The organism is Pseudomonas sp. FSL R10-0056 (assembly GCF_009600105.1).
In the GTDB taxonomy this organism is placed as follows: domain Bacteria; phylum Pseudomonadota; class Gammaproteobacteria; order Pseudomonadales; family Pseudomonadaceae; genus Aquipseudomonas; species Aquipseudomonas bubulae.
Window position 1 is genome coordinate 1 of sequence record NZ_WIWL01000233.1, and the last position, 17,013, is coordinate 17,013.

General features: G+C 59.0%; 19 protein-coding genes and 1 pseudogene. 13 read left to right on the plus strand and 7 right to left on the minus strand.

Annotated elements, in window-relative coordinates; all coding sequences use genetic code 11:
- The 3 genes and pseudogenes from GHO42_RS23530 to GHO42_RS23540 form a co-directional block, all read left to right on the plus strand.
- Positions 1–304: pseudogene (locus GHO42_RS23530) on the plus strand (alpha/beta hydrolase); the annotation flags it as partial.
- Between the two features lie 145 nt (positions 305–449).
- Positions 450–1,268: a DUF4892 domain-containing protein gene (locus GHO42_RS23535; protein ID WP_095002693.1), complete on the plus strand. Its 819-nt coding sequence runs from the start codon at positions 450–452 to the stop codon at positions 1,266–1,268.
- A gap of 74 nt (positions 1,269–1,342) precedes the next feature.
- A complete protein-coding gene (locus GHO42_RS23540; protein WP_095002692.1) occupies positions 1,343–2,392 on the plus strand; it encodes an AI-2E family transporter in 1,050 nt (349 codons plus the stop codon).
- 1 nt (position 2,393) lies between these two features.
- Here GHO42_RS23540 and GHO42_RS23545 read toward each other — a convergent pair whose 3' ends face one another.
- The 3 genes from GHO42_RS23545 to GHO42_RS23555 all read right to left on the minus strand — a co-directional run bounded on the left by GHO42_RS23545 (position 2,394) and on the right by GHO42_RS23555 (position 4,173).
- Positions 2,394–2,864 carry an RNA methyltransferase gene (locus GHO42_RS23545; RefSeq protein ID WP_016781674.1) on the minus strand — a complete coding sequence of 157 codons (471 nt, stop codon included), beginning with the start codon at positions 2,862–2,864 and terminating at the stop codon, positions 2,394–2,396.
- Between the two features lie 195 nt (positions 2,865–3,059).
- Positions 3,060–3,434, minus strand: a complete 375-nt coding sequence (locus tag GHO42_RS23550; RefSeq protein ID WP_016781673.1) for a YajD family HNH nuclease — start codon at positions 3,432–3,434, stop codon at positions 3,060–3,062.
- Between the two features lie 52 nt (positions 3,435–3,486).
- Positions 3,487–4,173, minus strand: coding sequence for a spermidine synthase (locus GHO42_RS23555; RefSeq protein WP_095002691.1), 687 nt, complete (start codon positions 4,171–4,173; stop codon positions 3,487–3,489).
- An 82-nt stretch (positions 4,174–4,255) separates the two neighbouring features.
- Between GHO42_RS23555 and GHO42_RS23560 the strand changes: the two genes are divergently transcribed.
- A complete protein-coding gene (locus GHO42_RS23560; RefSeq protein ID WP_095026953.1) occupies positions 4,256–4,549 on the plus strand; it encodes a hypothetical protein in 294 nt (97 codons plus the stop codon).
- 131 nt (positions 4,550–4,680) lie between these two features.
- Here GHO42_RS23560 and GHO42_RS23565 read toward each other — a convergent pair whose 3' ends face one another.
- Positions 4,681–6,726, minus strand: coding sequence for a S9 family peptidase (locus GHO42_RS23565; RefSeq protein ID WP_095018946.1), 2,046 nt, complete (start codon positions 6,724–6,726; stop codon positions 4,681–4,683).
- 101 nt (positions 6,727–6,827) lie between these two features.
- Between GHO42_RS23565 and GHO42_RS23570 the strand changes: the two genes are divergently transcribed.
- The 6 genes from GHO42_RS23570 to GHO42_RS23595 all read left to right on the plus strand — a co-directional run bounded on the left by GHO42_RS23570 (position 6,828) and on the right by GHO42_RS23595 (position 11,200).
- Positions 6,828–7,322, plus strand: coding sequence for an MFS transporter (locus GHO42_RS23570; protein ID WP_095025671.1), 495 nt, complete (start codon positions 6,828–6,830; stop codon positions 7,320–7,322).
- Positions 7,323–7,358: 36 nt separating this feature from the next.
- Complete coding sequence (locus GHO42_RS23575; protein ID WP_178127017.1) at positions 7,359–8,135, plus strand: class II glutamine amidotransferase; 777 nt, start codon at positions 7,359–7,361, stop codon at positions 8,133–8,135.
- Between the two features lie 12 nt (positions 8,136–8,147).
- A complete protein-coding gene (locus tag GHO42_RS23580) occupies positions 8,148–8,681 on the plus strand; it encodes a DUF2937 family protein (protein ID WP_153328737.1) in 534 nt (177 codons plus the stop codon).
- A 148-nt stretch (positions 8,682–8,829) separates the two neighbouring features.
- A complete protein-coding gene (locus tag GHO42_RS23585; protein ID WP_095026952.1) occupies positions 8,830–9,582 on the plus strand; it encodes a 5-oxoprolinase subunit PxpA in 753 nt (250 codons plus the stop codon).
- Entirely contained in the window at positions 9,579–10,283 is a 705-nt protein-coding gene (locus GHO42_RS23590) for an allophanate hydrolase subunit 1 (RefSeq protein ID WP_095002685.1), read from the plus strand. Before GHO42_RS23585 ends, GHO42_RS23590 begins: the two co-directional genes overlap by 4 nt.
- Positions 10,280–11,200 carry a biotin-dependent carboxyltransferase family protein gene (locus GHO42_RS23595; RefSeq protein ID WP_095032027.1) on the plus strand — a complete coding sequence of 307 codons (921 nt, stop codon included), beginning with the start codon at positions 10,280–10,282 and terminating at the stop codon, positions 11,198–11,200. Before GHO42_RS23590 ends, GHO42_RS23595 begins: the two co-directional genes overlap by 4 nt.
- 109 nt (positions 11,201–11,309) lie before the next feature.
- Here GHO42_RS23595 and GHO42_RS23600 read toward each other — a convergent pair whose 3' ends face one another.
- Together GHO42_RS23600 and GHO42_RS23605 are read right to left on the minus strand one after the other, a co-directional pair.
- Complete coding sequence (locus tag GHO42_RS23600) at positions 11,310–12,488, minus strand: VWA domain-containing protein (protein WP_153328735.1); 1,179 nt, start codon at positions 12,486–12,488, stop codon at positions 11,310–11,312.
- Between the two features lie 20 nt (positions 12,489–12,508).
- Positions 12,509–13,354, minus strand: a complete 846-nt coding sequence (locus GHO42_RS23605) for a MoxR family ATPase (RefSeq protein ID WP_095021285.1) — start codon at positions 13,352–13,354, stop codon at positions 12,509–12,511.
- A gap of 206 nt (positions 13,355–13,560) precedes the next feature.
- On the opposite strand from GHO42_RS23605, the gene cysK reads away from it, so the two are divergent.
- Together cysK and GHO42_RS23615 are read left to right on the plus strand one after the other, a co-directional pair.
- Positions 13,561–14,535, plus strand: coding sequence for a cysteine synthase A (gene cysK / locus GHO42_RS23610; protein ID WP_095002681.1), 975 nt, complete (start codon positions 13,561–13,563; stop codon positions 14,533–14,535).
- Positions 14,536–14,756: 221 nt separating this feature from the next.
- Positions 14,757–15,695, plus strand: coding sequence for an aspartyl/asparaginyl beta-hydroxylase domain-containing protein (locus GHO42_RS23615; RefSeq protein WP_095021284.1), 939 nt, complete (start codon positions 14,757–14,759; stop codon positions 15,693–15,695).
- A 92-nt stretch (positions 15,696–15,787) separates the two neighbouring features.
- Here the strand turns inward: GHO42_RS23615 and GHO42_RS23620 are convergent, their stop codons facing one another.
- A complete protein-coding gene (locus GHO42_RS23620) occupies positions 15,788–16,684 on the minus strand; it encodes a DMT family transporter (protein ID WP_095002680.1) in 897 nt (298 codons plus the stop codon).
- 143 nt (positions 16,685–16,827) lie between these two features.
- On the opposite strand from GHO42_RS23620, the gene GHO42_RS26520 reads away from it, so the two are divergent.
- On the plus strand, positions 16,828–17,013 hold a 186-nt coding region (locus tag GHO42_RS26520), incomplete at its 3' end, for a hypothetical protein (protein ID WP_371928122.1).

Below are 17,013 nucleotides of genomic sequence, written 5' to 3' on the forward strand. Positions count from 1 at the left end.
GCTCGCCCAGCGCGGGCTGATGCCCGTGCCCGGCGGCTACAGCTGGCGCAGCGACAGCCGGCTCACCTTGCCATCGCCCTTGCGCCTGAGTGACGAGCAGGCGATGTCCTTTGTACGACGGGTGAGTTGCCCGACCACCCTGGTGGTGGCGCAGCAGGGCATGCTGGCCAGCCACCCCGAGCTACTGGATCGGCTACCCTTCAACCTGGAACGGTTGCCGGGTGGCCATCATTTGCACCTGAATGACGAGGCGGGAGCGATCCTTGTTGCAGACTGTTTCAATCGCTTCTTCGCTGTTCCTTGACTTGCGGCTAGCAACTGTCGAGGCTTGGCGGGTTGAAATGGGAGACAACCATGATAGATCTGTACACCGCTGCGACCCCGAAAGGCCACCCGGTCTCTATCGTGAGGATGCTCAGCCACACGTCATCACCCGGTGATGTGCGCCGATGAAAATACCCAGCCGATTTATCCTGGCTCTGGGCCTGGGCTGTTTGAGCCCGTTACTTTGGGCCAGCGATGTGCCCGGCAGCAGTGATTTGCCGGATGTGCCGCGCCTCGCGGACGCGCAGATTGTCGATTACAGCGTGCGGCCTGATGTCGAACGTATCTACCCGATGGGCTCGATCCGCAAGATCAGCGGCCGCCTGCGATTCGAAGGGCAGGTCAATGCCCGTGGTCAGATAACGGCCGTCACCTACGAGCTGCCTGCCGAGCACTCGGCCACCGAAGCCTTTACCGCTGCACGCGAGGCGTTGCAAAAGCAGGGCGCCGAGTTGTTGTTCTGGTGTCAGGCTCGTGACTGTGGCGAAAGCAGCCTGTGGGCCAATGAAGTGTTCGGCAATTCCAAGCTGGTGGGCTCCGACGAGCAGCAGTCTTACTTGCTGCTGCGCCGTGCGGCCCCCGCTCAGAACCAGCTGGTTGCCCTGTACGGGATCAATCGGGGCAATCGCAAGGCCTATCTGCACGTTGAGCAGATGCAGGCGAGTGCCGACCTGGGAGAACTGTTGCCTACCTCGGCCACCCTGCAACGCCAGCTTAAAAGCACGGGCGAGCTGGATTTTCCCAAGCTTGCGGGCGACCCGGATACTCAGTGGCTGACGTTAATTTCAAGGGCATTGAACCTGGATGCAACCTCCAGGGTCAGTTTAACCGGTGCCAAGGCTGGCGCCTGGCGCGATGCGCTGATCGCTAACGGTGTACGGGCGTCGCGCCTGGAACTGGGTGACGGTCAGGCCAAAGGGTTGCGCATCGAACTGTTGCGTTAAGCCTGTGTAAACGACGACTACACTCTACGTAGTCGTCGTCCTTCTTTGATTTCTGAATTTTCTGTGGAACACACATGCTCAATAACGATCGCCTGCTGGTGCAGATTCTGCTCCTGGTGTTGTTCGGTGCCAGCCTGTGGGTGATGGCCCCTTTCTGGTCGGCCTTGTTCTGGGGCGCGGTACTGGCATTTGCCAGTTGGCCCCTGATGCGCCTGCTGACACGCTTGCTCGGTGGGCGCGAGTCGCTCGCTGCCGGCATCCTTACCCTGGGCTGGATGCTGTTGGTGGCCGGGCCTCTGGTGTGGCTGGGGTTGAACCTGGCAGATCATGTTCGCGATGCCACCACCTTCGTCAAGGATGTGCAGCTTGAAGGTTTGCCTGAAGCGCCGGCCTGGCTGGCCGGTCTGCCGCTGGTGGGGGAGCGTCTGGTGGGCATCTGGAACACCATCGACGAGCAGGGTGCGGCAATGCTGGTGGCCATCAAGCCTTACCTGGGGCAGGTCGGTAACTGGTTGCTGGCGCGCAGTGCACAGATCGGCAGCGGTATTCTTGAACTGACACTGAGCATTGTTTTTGTGTTTTTTTTCTATCGTGACGGGCCGCGTCTGGCGAGTTTTGTACACGGTTTGCTGGAGCGCCTGATCGGTGAGCGCGCGGATTATTATCAGGAGCTGGTGGCCGGTACCGTGCAGCGCGTGGTCAACGGTGTGATCGGCACTGCAGCAGCGCAGGCATTGCTGGCATTGATCGGCTTCTTGATTGCCGGCGTGCCGGGGGCGCTGGTGCTTGGGCTGGCTACGTTCCTGCTCAGCCTGATTCCGATGGGGCCGCCGCTGATCTGGGTGCCTGCCACGGCCTGGCTGGTCTGGAAGGGTGACTACGGGATGGCGATCTTTCTCGGCATCTGGGGCACGCTGATCATCAGCGGTGTCGATAACGTGCTCAAGCCTTATCTGATCAGTCGGGGCGGCAACCTGCCACTGGTGATCGTGCTGCTGGGCGTGTTTGGCGGCTTGATAGCTTTCGGCTTTATCGGCCTGTTCATCGGCCCCACCTTGCTCGCCATCGCCTACAGCCTGCTGGTGGACTGGAGTGCCAGCCAGCAGAACAGAGGCAAGGTCTGACCTAGCCGAACTTGGGCCCGGAACGGGTATTGTTGCCCTTGGCCAAGCGGTCGTAGAGCACCACGTTGACTGTTGCAGCCAGGTTCATGCAGCCGGTGGTGGGGATGTAAATCACGTCCTCACACCATTCCAGCACATCTTTGCCGAGGGATCCGTCTTCCGGGCCAAAGATATAAATCGCCCGATCCGGGTGGGTGTACTCGGGCAATGGGCGCGCGCCCTCGACCATTTCTACGGCGACGGGGATACAGCCCAGGGGGATGATTTTTTTCAGGTCATCGATACCGATCAGCGGGATGTCCTGATGGACTTTCTTGGTATCGGTGATGAAGTCGCGGGCGCGTTCATAGCGCTTGCCGGTATAAAACACCGACGCCACGTTGTAGCAACCAGCCGCACGCATCACCGAGCCGACGTTTTCCGGTGATTTGGGGTTATACAAACCAATGCAGCTGTACCGTTTGTTTGCCACGTGCCCGAGCCCTTGCGAAAAAAGACGCGAGTATACCTGTGTTGTCCCAAACTCCGTAGCAGCTGCCGCAGGCTGCGTCCGGCGACGGAGTCGTCGTAAAGCCCGAGCCTTGCGGTCTACTCGTGAAGTCGCGGGCTCTGGTTTTACGATCGCTGCGCAATCGGACGCAGTTTCGGCAGTTGCAACGAAAACAGGCTACTCGTCTTTTTTCATCAGCCCGGCCAGTGCTGCGAACGGGTTGTGGGTGGCCTTGGCAATTTTCGGGCTGCTGGTGGAGCTGTCCGAAAAGTACTGCTGGTCGGTGTAGCGCGAGTGCTCGTTATCATGGCAATACAGGCACAGCAGCTCCCAGTTGGAGCCGTCCTGCGGGTTGTTGTCGTGGTTGTGGTCGCGGTGGTGAACAGTCAGCTCGCTCAGGCGCTTGCCGGCAAATTCACGGGCGCAGCGGCCGCACACGTGGGGGTACATTTTCAGGGCCTTGTCGCGATAGCCCATTTCGCGGTCACGCTGGGCATCGGCCAGGATGCGATCCAGCTTGGCGGTGTGGGAGGGTGGATTCGCCGAACTCATGGGTTCACCTTGTAAGACTAATGACGGTTATGTCGTTAAGTTTAGCTGTTGATCAGCCTTTGATTTTTTCTGCAATCCAGATGGTGTGTCGGGTGCCCTTGTTGCCGTGGGCAAACACCTGGACTTCCTCAGCCTTGAAACCGGCTTTGCGCAGTTTGTCCGAAAATTGTTTGTCGGCACTGGCAGACCATACCGCCAGTATGCCTTTGGGGCGCAAGGCCTTGGCGCAGGCACTCAGGCCGCCGGCCGAATACAGCCAGCTATTGGCTTTTTGGGTCAGGCCTTCGGGGCCGTTGTCGACGTCGAGCATGATTGCGTCAAAACCGTTGGGTTCGGCTTGCAGCACCTTGGCCACGTCTTCCATGCGAATCACGGTGCGTGGGTCTTGCAACGGGTTGCCCGATTTTTCGCCCAGCGGGCCGCGGTTCCATTCCACAACGCCGGGCACCAGTTCGGCAACCACCACTTCAGCCGTTTTACCCAGATGTTTGAGTGCCGAAGCCAGGGTAAAGCCCATGCCCAGCCCGCCGATCAGTACCCGCGATTGCTGGCGCCCTGCGACTTTGCGGCAAGGTATTTCGGCCAGTGCGTCTTCGGAGCCGTGCATGCGGGTGTTCATCAGCTGGCCGCCATCACCACCCTGAATCTTGATCACGAAGTCTTCGCCATACTCGAACAGGCACAAGGCGCCGCCGTTTTCGGGGATCGGAGTGGTGTCGAGCAAAACAAAACGTTTCATGGAAATCTCATTGAGGGGGGCAAAAACCGCAGGTTACGAGTAGCCTGAGGGCAGACAAGCCGGTCTGGCAACGGAGTGATTGATGAAACGCACTATTCTAACGGCCATTGCAGGGTGCGCGCTCTTGATAAGTGCGGCCCAGGCAGCGGAATTGACCACGGTACCGATTACCCCCGTGACAGCCGCGCCGGGTTCGCCGGGCACCGCCACGCCAACCCCGTACCCGCAAATCACCCCGCGCGCCGTGCCCAAGCCTGTGGCCGGTAGTGGCAGCCTGATACCGCTGCCACCGATCGACCTGCCGCAGCCGCCCAAGGATCAGCCACTGCCGGGGCTGGAGCTTAAAGACCCGAAGGGCAAAAGCCCACAGGATTGACCGTGCATCCACCGAGCTGATGCTTTGCCTTTGCGGGAGCGAGCCTGCTCGGGAACGATCTTCGCGAGCAGGCTCGCTCCCACGGTTACAGTATCTCTAACGGTTGAAGAGGGGTGTGATCGGCGGGGCTGTCAAATCCCCAGCACCTTGAACACAAATGCATATTCCAGCGCCACGTCGCGCAAGCCCTGATAACGCCCGCTCATGCCGCCATGGCCCGCCTCCAGTTCAGTCTTGAGCAACAGCAGGTTGTTGTCGGTCTTGCTGGCGCGCAGCTTGGCCACCCATTTGGCCGCTTCCCAGTACTGCACGCGACTGTCGTTGTACCCGGCAATCACCAGCATTGCCGGGTAAGCCTGCGCGGTAACGTTTTCATAGGGCGCGTAAGCCTTGATCCGTTCATAGACCTCGGGGTCTTGCGGGTTGCCCCATTCGTCGTATTCGGTGACGGTCAGCGGCAGTTCCGGGTCGAGCATGGTGTTGAGCACATCCACAAACGGCACTTCGGCAATCGCTGCCTTGAACAGTTCCGGGCGCTGATTGAGTACGGCACCGATCAACAGGCCACCGGCGCTGCCGCCACTGATGACCAGTTGTTCGCTGCGGGTCAGCCCTTGGTCGATCAGGTGTTCGGCGCAGGCGATAAAGTCGGTGAAGGTGTTGTGTTTGTGTTCCTGCTTGCCCGCGCGATACCAGGCCTCGCCCAACTCGCCGCCGCCACGCACATGGGCAATGGCAAAGGCCACGCCACGATCAAGCAGGCTTAGACGGGCATGGGAAAACCACGGGTCAAGGCATTCGCCATAGGCCCCGTAGCCATACAGGTAGAGCGGCACAGGTTTGCCCAGCACATCGCGTTTGACCACCAGGCTGATCGGCACCTGAGTACCATCGGGGGCGGTGGCCCATAAACGATGGCTGACGTAATCATCGGCGTTGAATGGCCCCAGCACAGGGGTTTCCTTGAGAACGCTTTGCTCGCCTGTGGCAAGGGTCAACTGGCGCACTTGTGCCGGGCGATTCAGCGCCTCGTAGCGAAGGCGAATGTACTTGCTGTCAAATTCCAGGCTGTCTTGCACATACAGGCTGTAGGCCGCGTCCGGCAATTGCACGCGATATGGCGTCAGGCCGTCGGGGCGGATTTCGATAATGGGCAAGCCGCCCTCGCGCAGGCTCAGGCACAAGGCTTGGGCGTTGAGGGTCATGCCTTCCAGCATCACGCTGTCACTATGGGCAATCAGTGGCTGCCAGTCATTGCGTGACGGCACCTCGCCGAAGGCGTAATACAGGGCAAAGTTGATGCCGTCCTGATTGGTGCGGATAAACCACGCCCACTGGCCTTCAAACAGGCCGTGATCGACGCTGTAGTCGTGGTTTTCAACCCGTAGTGCCAGACAGCTGAAGGGCTGGCGCGGCAGGTTGGCGTCCAGCACCCAGGTTTCGCTGGTGGTTTTACTGTTAAGCAACAAAATCAGTTGCTGTTCAGAACTAGAGCGGTAGCAGTGCAGGAAAAACCTCCCGTCCGCTTCATGGAATACTTCATGGGCAGCTGTTTCGCCGAGGGTGTGGCGAAACAACTTGTGCGGACGATGGGTGTCGTCCAGCCCGGCGAAAAACAGGGTCTGGCTGTCATTCGCCCAAGTCATGCTGCCATCGCAGTCTTCAAACGGCAGCTCGGTGACCGTGCCGCTGCCCAGCTCTTTTACAAACAGGCGGTAGGTTTCTTCGCCGCTAGTGTCCAGGCTGTAGGCCAGGCGCTGGTGATCGGGGCTGATACTGAACGCCCCCAGAGAAATAAAGCCACCATCGGCCAATGCATTGGGGTCCAGCAACAAATGTTCGGCGTTCTCGTCCACCTGCTGGCTGTCATCGGCCGGGCGCGGGCAACGGTAGTGGCGGGCGTATTCATCGCCGGCGTTGGTGCGCGTGTAATACAGATACGGGCCCCAGGGGGAGGGCAGCGACAGATCAGTCTCGCGAATCCGTCCCTTGATCTCTTGAAACAGCGTCTCCCGCAATTCAGCCTGGTCGGCCAACTGCGCCTCCTGATAACTGTTTTCGGCTTTCAGGTAGTCCAAAACCTCGTCACTGTCGCGGTTTTGCAGCCACGAGTAAGGGTCTGAGCCCTCGATCTTATGTGCGATAGGAGCGCTGATTGGGGAGGCTGATTGGGTCATTGAGTGTGCTCTGAAATCTGCATGAAAAATAAGTGACGCTGACGGCGTTGCAGCCGCACTGCCTAAAAGCCGTTATCATAGCCTCTCATTGCCTGCCGACCATGGATACCATGACCGAGAACGACTATCTGATCGCCTGGGGCCTTTACGCCTTTGCTGCTTTGGGCTGCCTGCTCGTATGGTGCCGCATGACCCGCTTTATGTGGCGCTGGTTGCGCGAACCGTTGCGGGTATTAATGGCCGTGTTGCTGTTCAGCCCGACCATCATTGACCCGGTCAAGGAAAAATTTGCCCCTGCAGTGGCGATTGCTGCTCTGGATCTGGCCTTTAAAGTGGGCGACAACGCCTGGCGCGCGGTCTCTGACCTGCTGATGTACGCCATAATTGCACTGTGCGTTTACGCTATATTTGTGCTGATCCGCTGGCCGATCGAGCGCGCCGGCAAGGCCCGCAAGGCGCAAGCTGCAGCGGCCGCCAAAGCTCGCCAGGCCGATCCTGAAGACGACCAGCCTTTCGGTTCGGCTGGTGATGATCGTTATGCGTCAAAGAGTGCGCCGCGTGCATCGGGCCCATCCCGGGTCGAGCCGCGGTTGTAATTTTGTTTCGTCCAGCCTGAATGCGAGAGTGCGAGCGTGTGTGAATTATTGGGCATGAGCGCCAACGTCCCGACTGATATTGTGTTCAGCTTTACCGGCCTGATGCAGCGCGGCGGGCGCACCGGCCCGCATCGTGATGGCTGGGGCATTGCCTTCTATGAAGGCCGGGGCCTGCGCCTGTTCCAGGACCCTGCCGCCAGTTGCGACTCTGAAGTTGCCCTGCTGGTGCAGCGTTACCCGATCAAAAGCGAAGTGGTGATTGGCCATATCCGCCAGGCCAACGTGGGCAAGGTGTGCCTGTCCAATACCCACCCGTTTGTTCGCGAGCTGTGGGGACGCAACTGGTGTTTTGCGCACAATGGCCAGTTGGCCGACTTTTCTCCGAGTACGAGTTTTTATCGCCCTATTGGTGACACCGACAGCGAAGCAGCGTTCTGTGACCTGCTCAACCGGGTTCGTGAAGCCTTCCCGGAGCCGGTCGACGTCGAACGTATCCTGCCGGTGCTGGTTGAGGCCTGCGCCGGGTTTCGCAACAAAGGCGTGTTCAATTGCCTGCTCAGTGATGGCGACTGGCTTTTCTGTCATTGCTCGACCAAGCTGGCGCAAATTACCCGGCGAGCCCCGTTTGGCCCGGCGCGCCTGAAAGATGTCGATGTTATCGTCGATTTTCAGGCAGAGACCACGCCCAACGATGTAGTCACCGTGATTGCCACCGAGCCACTGACTGAAAACGAAACCTGGACACGCTACGAACCGGGCCAATGGAGTCTGTGGCGACGCGGTGAATGCGTCAGCCAGGGCATAACCGAATAAGGATGGGTGTGTATGTTCCTGAGCTACCTGCGGTTGGTATTGTTTACCCTTGGCCTGCTGATCGGTGTGCAAGTGCCGGGGTTTATCAATGATTACGCCAACCGTGTTGAAGCTCATCTGATCGAGGCCCAGACCGGGTTGGCGGGGTTCCAGAACGCCGCCAACCAGTTTTTCAAGGGTGACCTGCAAGCGCTGGTGGCCCATTACCAGGCCAGCGATGACCCGGTTTTTCGCAGTGATGCCGGCAGCCTCGGCACCTTGCTCAACCGTCAACGCCTGCTTGATGAGCAGTTCCAGGCCATGCAGGGCCCGTGGTACATGCGCGCCCTGCAAGTGGCCTATGCGGCTGACCCGGCCATTCGCGAAGAAACCCTGAACGCCTACACCTACCAGGTGTTGTTGTCGCCGAGCGCCATTGGTTGGGCGATGGCGGGTGCCTTGCTGTTCTCCTTCATTATCGAAGGTTTCCTGCGGCTGGTGGACTGGGTCGTGCTCGGCGGCAAACGCCAGCGTGAGCGCATTGCCCGCCGCGAGCGCAGCTACTGACCCCGGGGGAATATCCCCTTTCACAAGAAATGTTAAGCAATCAAATTTTTCTTATGCCCGAGCCCGGCTTTTATTAGTTGGACGAATGGCCCGCGCCTGTCGAAAAATGCTCCTACCTAATCTATAAAAAGACCACAGGAGCATCATCGTGAGCCGCCTGTTATTGAATTGTGACATTGGTGAGAGTTTTGGCAGCTGGACCATGGGCCTGGATGCCGAAGTCATGCCGTTTATCGATTGCGCCAACATTGCCTGCGGCTTTCATGCCGGCGACCCGGGCATCATGCGCAAAACCGTGGCCCTGGCTGTGGCGCATAATGTGAAGATCGGTGCTCATCCGGCGTATCAGGATCTGGCGGGCTTTGGGCGCCGATCCATGAGCTATTCGGCGCAGGAAGTGCAGGATCTGCTGCATTATCAGATCGGTGCACTGGACGGTATTTGCCGCGCACAGGGTGTGCAGGTCAGCTATGTCAAACCCCACGGCGCGATGTACAACGACATGATGGCCAACCCGGTACAGCTGCGGGCAGTGGTTCAGGCTGTGGCCGCTTACGATTCCAGCTTGCCGCTCATGCTGATGGCCACGCGCGACAACAGCGCCGCCCAGGCAATCGGCGACGAGTTTGGGGTAACACTGTGGTTTGAAGCCTTTGCCGACCGCGCCTACGACAATGCCGGGCGGCTGGTCTCGCGACAACTACCGGGGGCAGTCCACCACGATGCGGATGTCATCGTGCAGCAGGCCCTGACCATTGCAGCGGGCAAGGCCCTGCTTGCCAGTGACGGCAGTGCCCTGCATTTGCACGCTGATACCCTGTGTGTGCATGGCGACAACATTAGCTCGATTGCTGCTGTGCAGCGTATTCGCGAAGCCCTTGAGCAGCAGGCGCGGGCATGAAGCCGCGTATCGAAGTGGTCGCCATCGATTGCCTGATGCTGCGCCTGTTTGATGAAATTGCCGAAAGCAACATGCCCTGGATACTGGCTGCCAGCGAGCGGATCCGCACCTGCTTTGCGGTGCATCTGATCGATCTGGTGCCGTCCTACACCACAATGATGGTGCATTACGACGGGCTGGCGCTGACCCCGGCCCAGGCCCGTGAATTGATCGCCCAGGCCTTGACCGACCTGCGCCCGGAAACCCGCAACCTTGGCCAGTGTCATGTGCTGCCCGTGTGGTACGACGTGAGCGTGGGCCCGGAACTGACGTTGCTGGCCCAGCGCGCCGGCTGCTCGGTAAGCGAAGTGATTCGCCGGCACAGTGAGCACGAATACCAGGTGTTTGCCCTGGGTTTTGCTCCAGGTTTTGCCTTTATGGGGCTGGTTGAAGAGGCTCTGGCCGCGCCACGCCTGAACACCCCGCGCAAGCGTGTGGCCAGTGGCAGCGTGGGCATTGCCGAGCGACAGACGGCAGCCTACCCGGCGCAATCCCCGGGGGGCTGGAACCTGGTCGGGCGTACGCCGAGCGCACTGTTTGATCGTGAACGTGATGGCTACAGCCTGATGCAACCCGGTGACAGGGTGCAGTTTGCACCCGTGTCCCATGCTGAATTTATCCGCCTGGGCGGTGACGACACGCCTCAGGAGGCCTTGGCATGAGCCACTTATTGATTCAGGCCAGCACTCCATTGTGCCTGCTGCAAGACGCGGGGCGTTTTGGCGTGCGGCATTTGGGCGTAACCCAGGGCGGCGCCGCAGACTGGCTGTCGATGGCCTGGGCCAACTGGCTGCTGGGCAATTCGCCGGATGCAGCGGTGATTGAAATCACCCTGGGCGGCCTGACCCTTGTTGCCAAGGCCGATTGCACTCTGGCATTGGCGGGCGCGGACCTGGCGGCCACCATTGACGGGCAGCCGCTCAAGTCCTGGCGCAGTTTTGTCCTGAAGCAAGGCCAGACCCTTGTATTTACCCGGCCGCTGAGCGGTGCCCGGGCTTATCTGGCAGCGCCCGCGGGCTTTGTTGCGCCGCAAGTGCTGGGCAGTTGCGCGACTGTCGCCCGTGAGCAGCTCGGCGGGCCGGATGGTTTTGGTCGCGGGCTGGTGGCAGGTGATGAATTGACGTACGCCGGGCATGCCGGGCAATTGCGAGAGTTGCCATGCGAACTGCAACCGGTATTCAGCGCCAATCCGGCGCTGGACGTGGTAATGGGCGCGCAAATGGGTGCTTTCAGCGGGCAAAGTACCTTCGATGCTTTCAACAGCGCCTGGACGCTGGACACTCGCGCCGATCGCATGGGCATCCGTTTGCTGGGGCCTGCGTTGGTGTATCAGGGCGCACCGATGATCTCGGAAGGGATACCGCTGGGCGCCATTCAAGTGCCGCCGGACGGCCAGCCGATCGTGCTGCTCAATGACCGCCAGACCATTGGCGGTTACCCGCGACTTGGCGCCTTGACGCCTTTGGCGCTGGCGCGACTGGCCCAGTGCTTGCCGGGGGAGGGCGTGCATATGCGTCCGACCACGCAGGAGGCGGCGCAACGCCAGCATGTGGTGTTTATGCGGCGATTTGTGGCTTAGCGCCATTTATGTGGGAGCGGGCTTGCTCGCGATTCAGGCGGCGCGGTAAAGCAGGAACACCGCGTCGAACAATCGCGAGCAAGCCCGCTGCCACACTCACCGCGCTGAATTATTTGGCCAAAAACCGCATCCCTTCTTCCAGCCCTTCAAGGGTGAGCGGATACATGCGGTCTTCAATCAGATCACGTACGATCCCGATCGAAGCCGTGTAATGCCATGTGTCCTTGGGATACGGGTTAATCCACACCAGCTTTTTGTATTTCTCCATAAAACGCTGCATCCACTTGTAGCCCGGCTCTTCATTCCAGTGCTCGACACTGCCCCCGGCATGGGTGATCTCATAGGGCCCCATCGTCGCGTCACCGATAAAGATCACTTTGTAATCCGCGCCATATTTGTTCAGCAGGTCCTGGGTCGAGATGCGCTCAACCTGACGACGCTGGTTGTTCTTCCACACCGATTCATAGATAAAGTTGTGAAAGTAGTAGTACTCCAGATGTTTGAACTCGGTTCTGCACGCGGAAAACAGCTCTTCACAAATTTTGATATGGGCGTCCATCGAACCGCCGATATCGAACAGCAACAGCAGTTTGATATTGTTGCGCCGCTCCGGGCGCATCTGAATATTCAGCAACCCGGCATCGCGAGCGGTGTGGTCGATGGTGCCATCGATATCCAGCTCATCCGCTGCGCCCTGGCGGGCGAATTTACGTAGCCGACGCAGCGCGACCTTGATATTGCGCGTGCCCAGCTCGACCTGATCATCCAGGTTCTTGTACTCGCGCTGTTCCCAGACCTTGGCCGCCTTGCCCTGACGTGCGCCAGCATCGTCCACGCGGATGCCTTCGGGGTGATAACCGCCCGAGCCGAACGGACTGGTGCCACCGGTGCCGATCCATTTGTTGCCGTCGGCATGGCGTTCCTTTTGCTCTTCCAGACGCTGCTTGAACGCCTCGATCAGCTTGTCCAGCCCGCCCAGTGACTGCAGCTGGGCGCGATCTTCGTCGCTCAGCGAGCGTTCGAACTCCTTGCGCAGCCAGTCTTCGGGGATCAGTGCCTCCAGGTGTTCATTGAGGTTTTGCAGACCATTGAAATAGGCGCCAAATGCGCGGTCGAACTTGTCGAAATGGCGCTCGTCCTTCACCAGGATCGTACGGGCCAGATAATAGAACTCGTCCATATCGGCGAAGGTCACCCGGTTTTTCAGGGCGTTGATCAGGTCCAGCAGCTCACGCACTGAAACCGGCACCTTGGCCGCACGCATTTCATTGAACAGATTAAGCAGCATGCTTTTCGCCTTCTCGGAAATCAGCGATTGGGGCGGCGGCTCATAAACGCCAGGCGCTCAAGCAATTGCACATCCTGCTCGTTTTTCACCAGGGCACCAGCCAGTGGCGGAATGGCTTTGGTCGGATCACGTTCGCGCAACACCGCTTCGCCGATATTGTCGGCCATCAGCAACTTGAGCCAGTCGACCAGCTCGGAGGTAGAAGGTTTTTTCTTTAAGCCCGGGACCTTGCGCACATCGAAAAACACATCAAGCGCTTCGCTGACCAGCTCTTTCTTGATGTTGGGGAAGTGCACGTCGACGATTTTCTGCAGCGTGGTGCGGTCCGGGAAACTGATGTAGTGGAAGAAGCAGCGGCGCAGGAAGGCGTCCGGCAGTTCTTTTTCGTTATTGGAGGTAATGATGATGATCGGGCGCACCTTGGCCTTGATCGTCTCGTCCGTCTCGTAAACGTAGAACTCCATCTTGTCGAGTTCTTGCAGCAGGTCATTGGGGAACTCGATGTCTGCCTTGTCGATTTCGTCGATCAGCAGGATGACGCGTTCTTCGGCCTCGAAGGCTTCCCACAACTTGCCCTTTTTAAGGTAGTTGCGCACATCGTGAACCTTGTCGACACCCAGTTGCGAGTCACGCAGGCGACTGACTGCGTCGTACTCATAGAGGCCCTGGTGGGCCTTGGTGGTTGACTTGATGTGCCAGGTGATCAGCTTGCAGCCAAAGGATTCAGCCAGTTGCTCGGCAAGCATGGTTTTACCGGTGCCGGGCTCGCCCTTGACCAGTAGCGGCCGCTCCAGGGTAATGGCCGCGTTGACCGCCAGTTTCAGGTCATCGGTGGCCACATAGGCGCGTGTGCCTTCAAACTTCATCTGCAATTCCTCAAACCATGACCCGGGTCCTGCAAGGGGCAGGGCGGGAGAACTGAAAAGTATGTCCGACTATAACGCGCTGCCCGCCTGAGGTGAACGCAGACGCGCCATTCAGTCCCTGAATGAGGCGTCACGCCATGACTGGACGCATGTCAGCGTGAGGCCTACCCTTGGGATCTTCCCAAAAGGTGCACAAGGACCCCGCCATGAGCCGCATTTATGCAGACAACGCCCAATCCATCGGCAACACGCCTTTAGTCCAGATCAACAGCATTGCGCCGCGCGGCGTGACCATCCTGGCCAAGATCGAAGGCCGCAACCCCGGTTATTCAGTTAAATGCCGGATTGGCGCCAACATGATCTGGGATGCCGAAAGCCGTGGCGTACTCAAGCCGGGCATGACCATCATCGAGCCTACGTCGGGGAACACGGGGATCGGCCTGGCGTTTGTCGCAGCGGCGCGTGGTTACAAATTGATGCTGACCATGCCGTCATCGATGAGCATCGAGCGGCGCAAGGTACTCAAGGCGCTGGGTGCCGAGCTGGTCTTGACCGAGCCGGCCAAGGGCATGAAGGGCGCGATCGACAAAGCCGCAGAAATTCAGGCCAGCGACCCGGCCAGGTATTTTATGCCGCAGCAGTTTGAGAACCCGGCCAACCCCGCGATCCACGAAAAAACCACCGGCCCGGAAATCTGGAACGACACCGATGGCGGCGTTGATGTACTGGTTTCTGGCGTCGGCACCGGCGGCACGATCACCGGGGTTTCGCGCTACATCAAGCACACCCAGGGCAAGCCGATTCTGTCGGTGGCCGTCGAGCCCATCACCTCGCCGGTGATCACCCAGGCGTTGGCCGGAGAAGAAATCAAGCCGTCACCGCACAAGATCCAGGGCATCGGTGCCGGTTTCGTCCCCAAAAACCTTGATCTGTCGATCGTCGACAAGGTCGAACTGGTCAGCGATGACGAATCCAAGGCCATGGCCCTGCGCCTGATGCAGGAAGAGGGCATCCTGTGCGGCATCTCCTGCGGTGCAGCGATGGCCGTGGCGGTGCGACTGGCGGAAACCCCGGAAATGCAAGGCAAGACCATCGTCGTGATCCTCCCCGATTCGGGCGAGCGTTATCTGTCGAGCTTCCTGTTCAGCGACCTGTTCAGCGAGCAGGAATTGCACCCGTAACATTGTGCGGGGGGTGGCGCGCCCGTTCCCCGCAGAGTTTGTGCAACTGACTCAAATCAAGTGGCTAATGCCCAAGTTTCTGAATAATCAGCCTGCTGTTGCGTAAGACTTAATACTGATTATTTGGATTCGTGGGTTTTGTCCTACGCCTGTAGTGTTTATCATGGCCTGCTGCTACATCGGGCTATTGATGCTGCACGGTATTTTTGAGGAGTTGTTGCATGACCTTATCCTTCGCCATCAAGGCAGGGCTCATACTGTTATTTGTCGGCAGCATTCTTTACGTGCACCTGCGCGGCAAGGCACGGTTGCCGGTGTTGCGCCAATTCGTCAACCACTCCGCGTTCTTTGCGCCCTACAACGCCCTGATGTACCTGTTCTCCGGGGTACCGTCCAAGCCGTACCTGGACCGCAGCAAGTTCCCCGAGCTGGATGTGCTCAAGGACAACTGGCAAGCGATCCGCGAAGAAGCCATGCACTTGTTCGATGAGGGCTATATACGCGCCGCCGAGAAGAACAACGACGCAGGCTTCGGTTCGTTCTTCAAAAAGGGCTGGAAGCGCTTTTACCTCAAGTGGTACGACAAGGCGCTGCCATCGGCTGAATTGCTGTGCCCCAAAACCGTTGAATTGGTCAACAGCATCCCCAACGTCAAAGGCGCGATGTTTGCCCTGTTGCCGGGCGGTAGCCACCTCAACCCGCACCGCGACCCGTTTGCCGGATCGCTGCGTTACCACCTGGGCCTGTCGACCCCCAACTCCGACGCTTGCCGCATCTTTGTCGATGGCGAGGAATACGCTTGGCGTGATGGTGAAGACGTGATGTTCGACGAGACTTACGTGCACTGGGTCAAGAACGAAACCGATGTCACCCGCGTCATTCTGTTTTGCGATATCGAGCGGCCATTGACCAGCCCGCTGATGACCCGTATCAACCGTTGGGTCAGCGCGCAACTGGGTAAGGCGACTGCGCCGCAGAACCTGGACGACGAACGCGTTGGCGGGATCAACAAGGCCTATGCCTGGAGCAAAACCTTCAGTGACCGCTTCAGTGGCGTGGTCAAACAGTGGAAGCGCCGCAATCCCAAACTTTATCGTATCGCCCGGCCGATATTGGCGGTGCTGGTACTGATACTGCTGTGGCGCTGGTTGTTTGGCTGATTGCATCAGACACAAAAAACCGCTCTCTCGAGAGCGGTTTTTTTTGGATTTTTTATGTCAATTGCCTGCCAAAACCCCACCACGGCATGTGATTATTTGGACGCTGCCATTGCCCCGGGCTTGAGCACCAGCCACAGCGCCACGGCGATCAGCAGACCTCCGTACAGGTGCGCCATCGACAGCGGCTCGCCCAGAAACAGCGCGCCCCACAGCACGCCAAACGGCGGGATCATAAAGGTCACGGTCATGGATTTGACCGGGCCAATGCTGGTCAGCAAGCGGAAGTACAGGATATAGGCAAACGCCGTACACACCAGCCCCAGACCCAGCAACGATAACCAGACACTCGTCCCGCCCCAACTGACCGGTGGCTGATTGATCACACTCAGCCCGAACAGCGGCAGCAGGAACAAAGTAGCCCCGAGCATACTGCCCAGTGCCGAAAGACGAGGGTCGAGACCGCCTTGCTGATCCAGCCAGCGGCGTGCCAAAAAGCCGGCAAATCCATAAAAGGTGGTGGCCAGCAGACAGGCGAGGGCGCCCATCAGCAAGTCCAGATTGAAAGCAACCGGCCCGGCACGGGTCAAAATGCCTACACCGAGCAAGCCCAGAAACACCCCGGCCATTTTGGTCAGGGTCAATTTTTCGCTGAAAAACAGACCGCCGATCAATACGCCCATCAACGGTGTGGTGGCGTTGAAAATCGATGAGTAACCGGCAGGCAACACCTGGGCCGCCACCGAATACAGCGTGGCCGGTACCCCGGAGTTGATAACCCCCAGTATCAGGATTACCTTGAGTTTGCCGCCGAAATCCCAGCGCACGCGCATCAGCGCCAGAATCACCACCAGACCGGTTGCTGCGATGGAAACCCGGAAAAAAGCTGTCGGGATGGTCCCGAGTACCGGTGCAATGATCCGCATAAACAGAAAGCTGGCGCCCCAAATGCCTGCCAGCGACAGCATGCGCAGCAAATCGACAAGTCTCACGGGATTTTCCTTACAAGTTTCAAGGCGGGCAGTGTAGGGGATGCAGCGGACAAGACAACGCGCTAATTCCTACAGATTCGTGCATGAGCGTCCAAATCTGCGACAATCCGCCCCCTGCATTTACGAAGAATTCTGCGCACCTGATGACTGACGAATCGCCTGCTATCGACCAACTGTTGAAAAACCTCGATCAAGCCATGATTGCCGACCGCCACAAGCTGCGCCGGCAATTGCATGAGCTGCGCAAAAAGCCTGACGACGCCAAGCTGGCCGCCTGGGCCGAGCGGGTGCAGGCGGGCGTCGTCAGGCTTTTTGCGCAGCTCATGCAA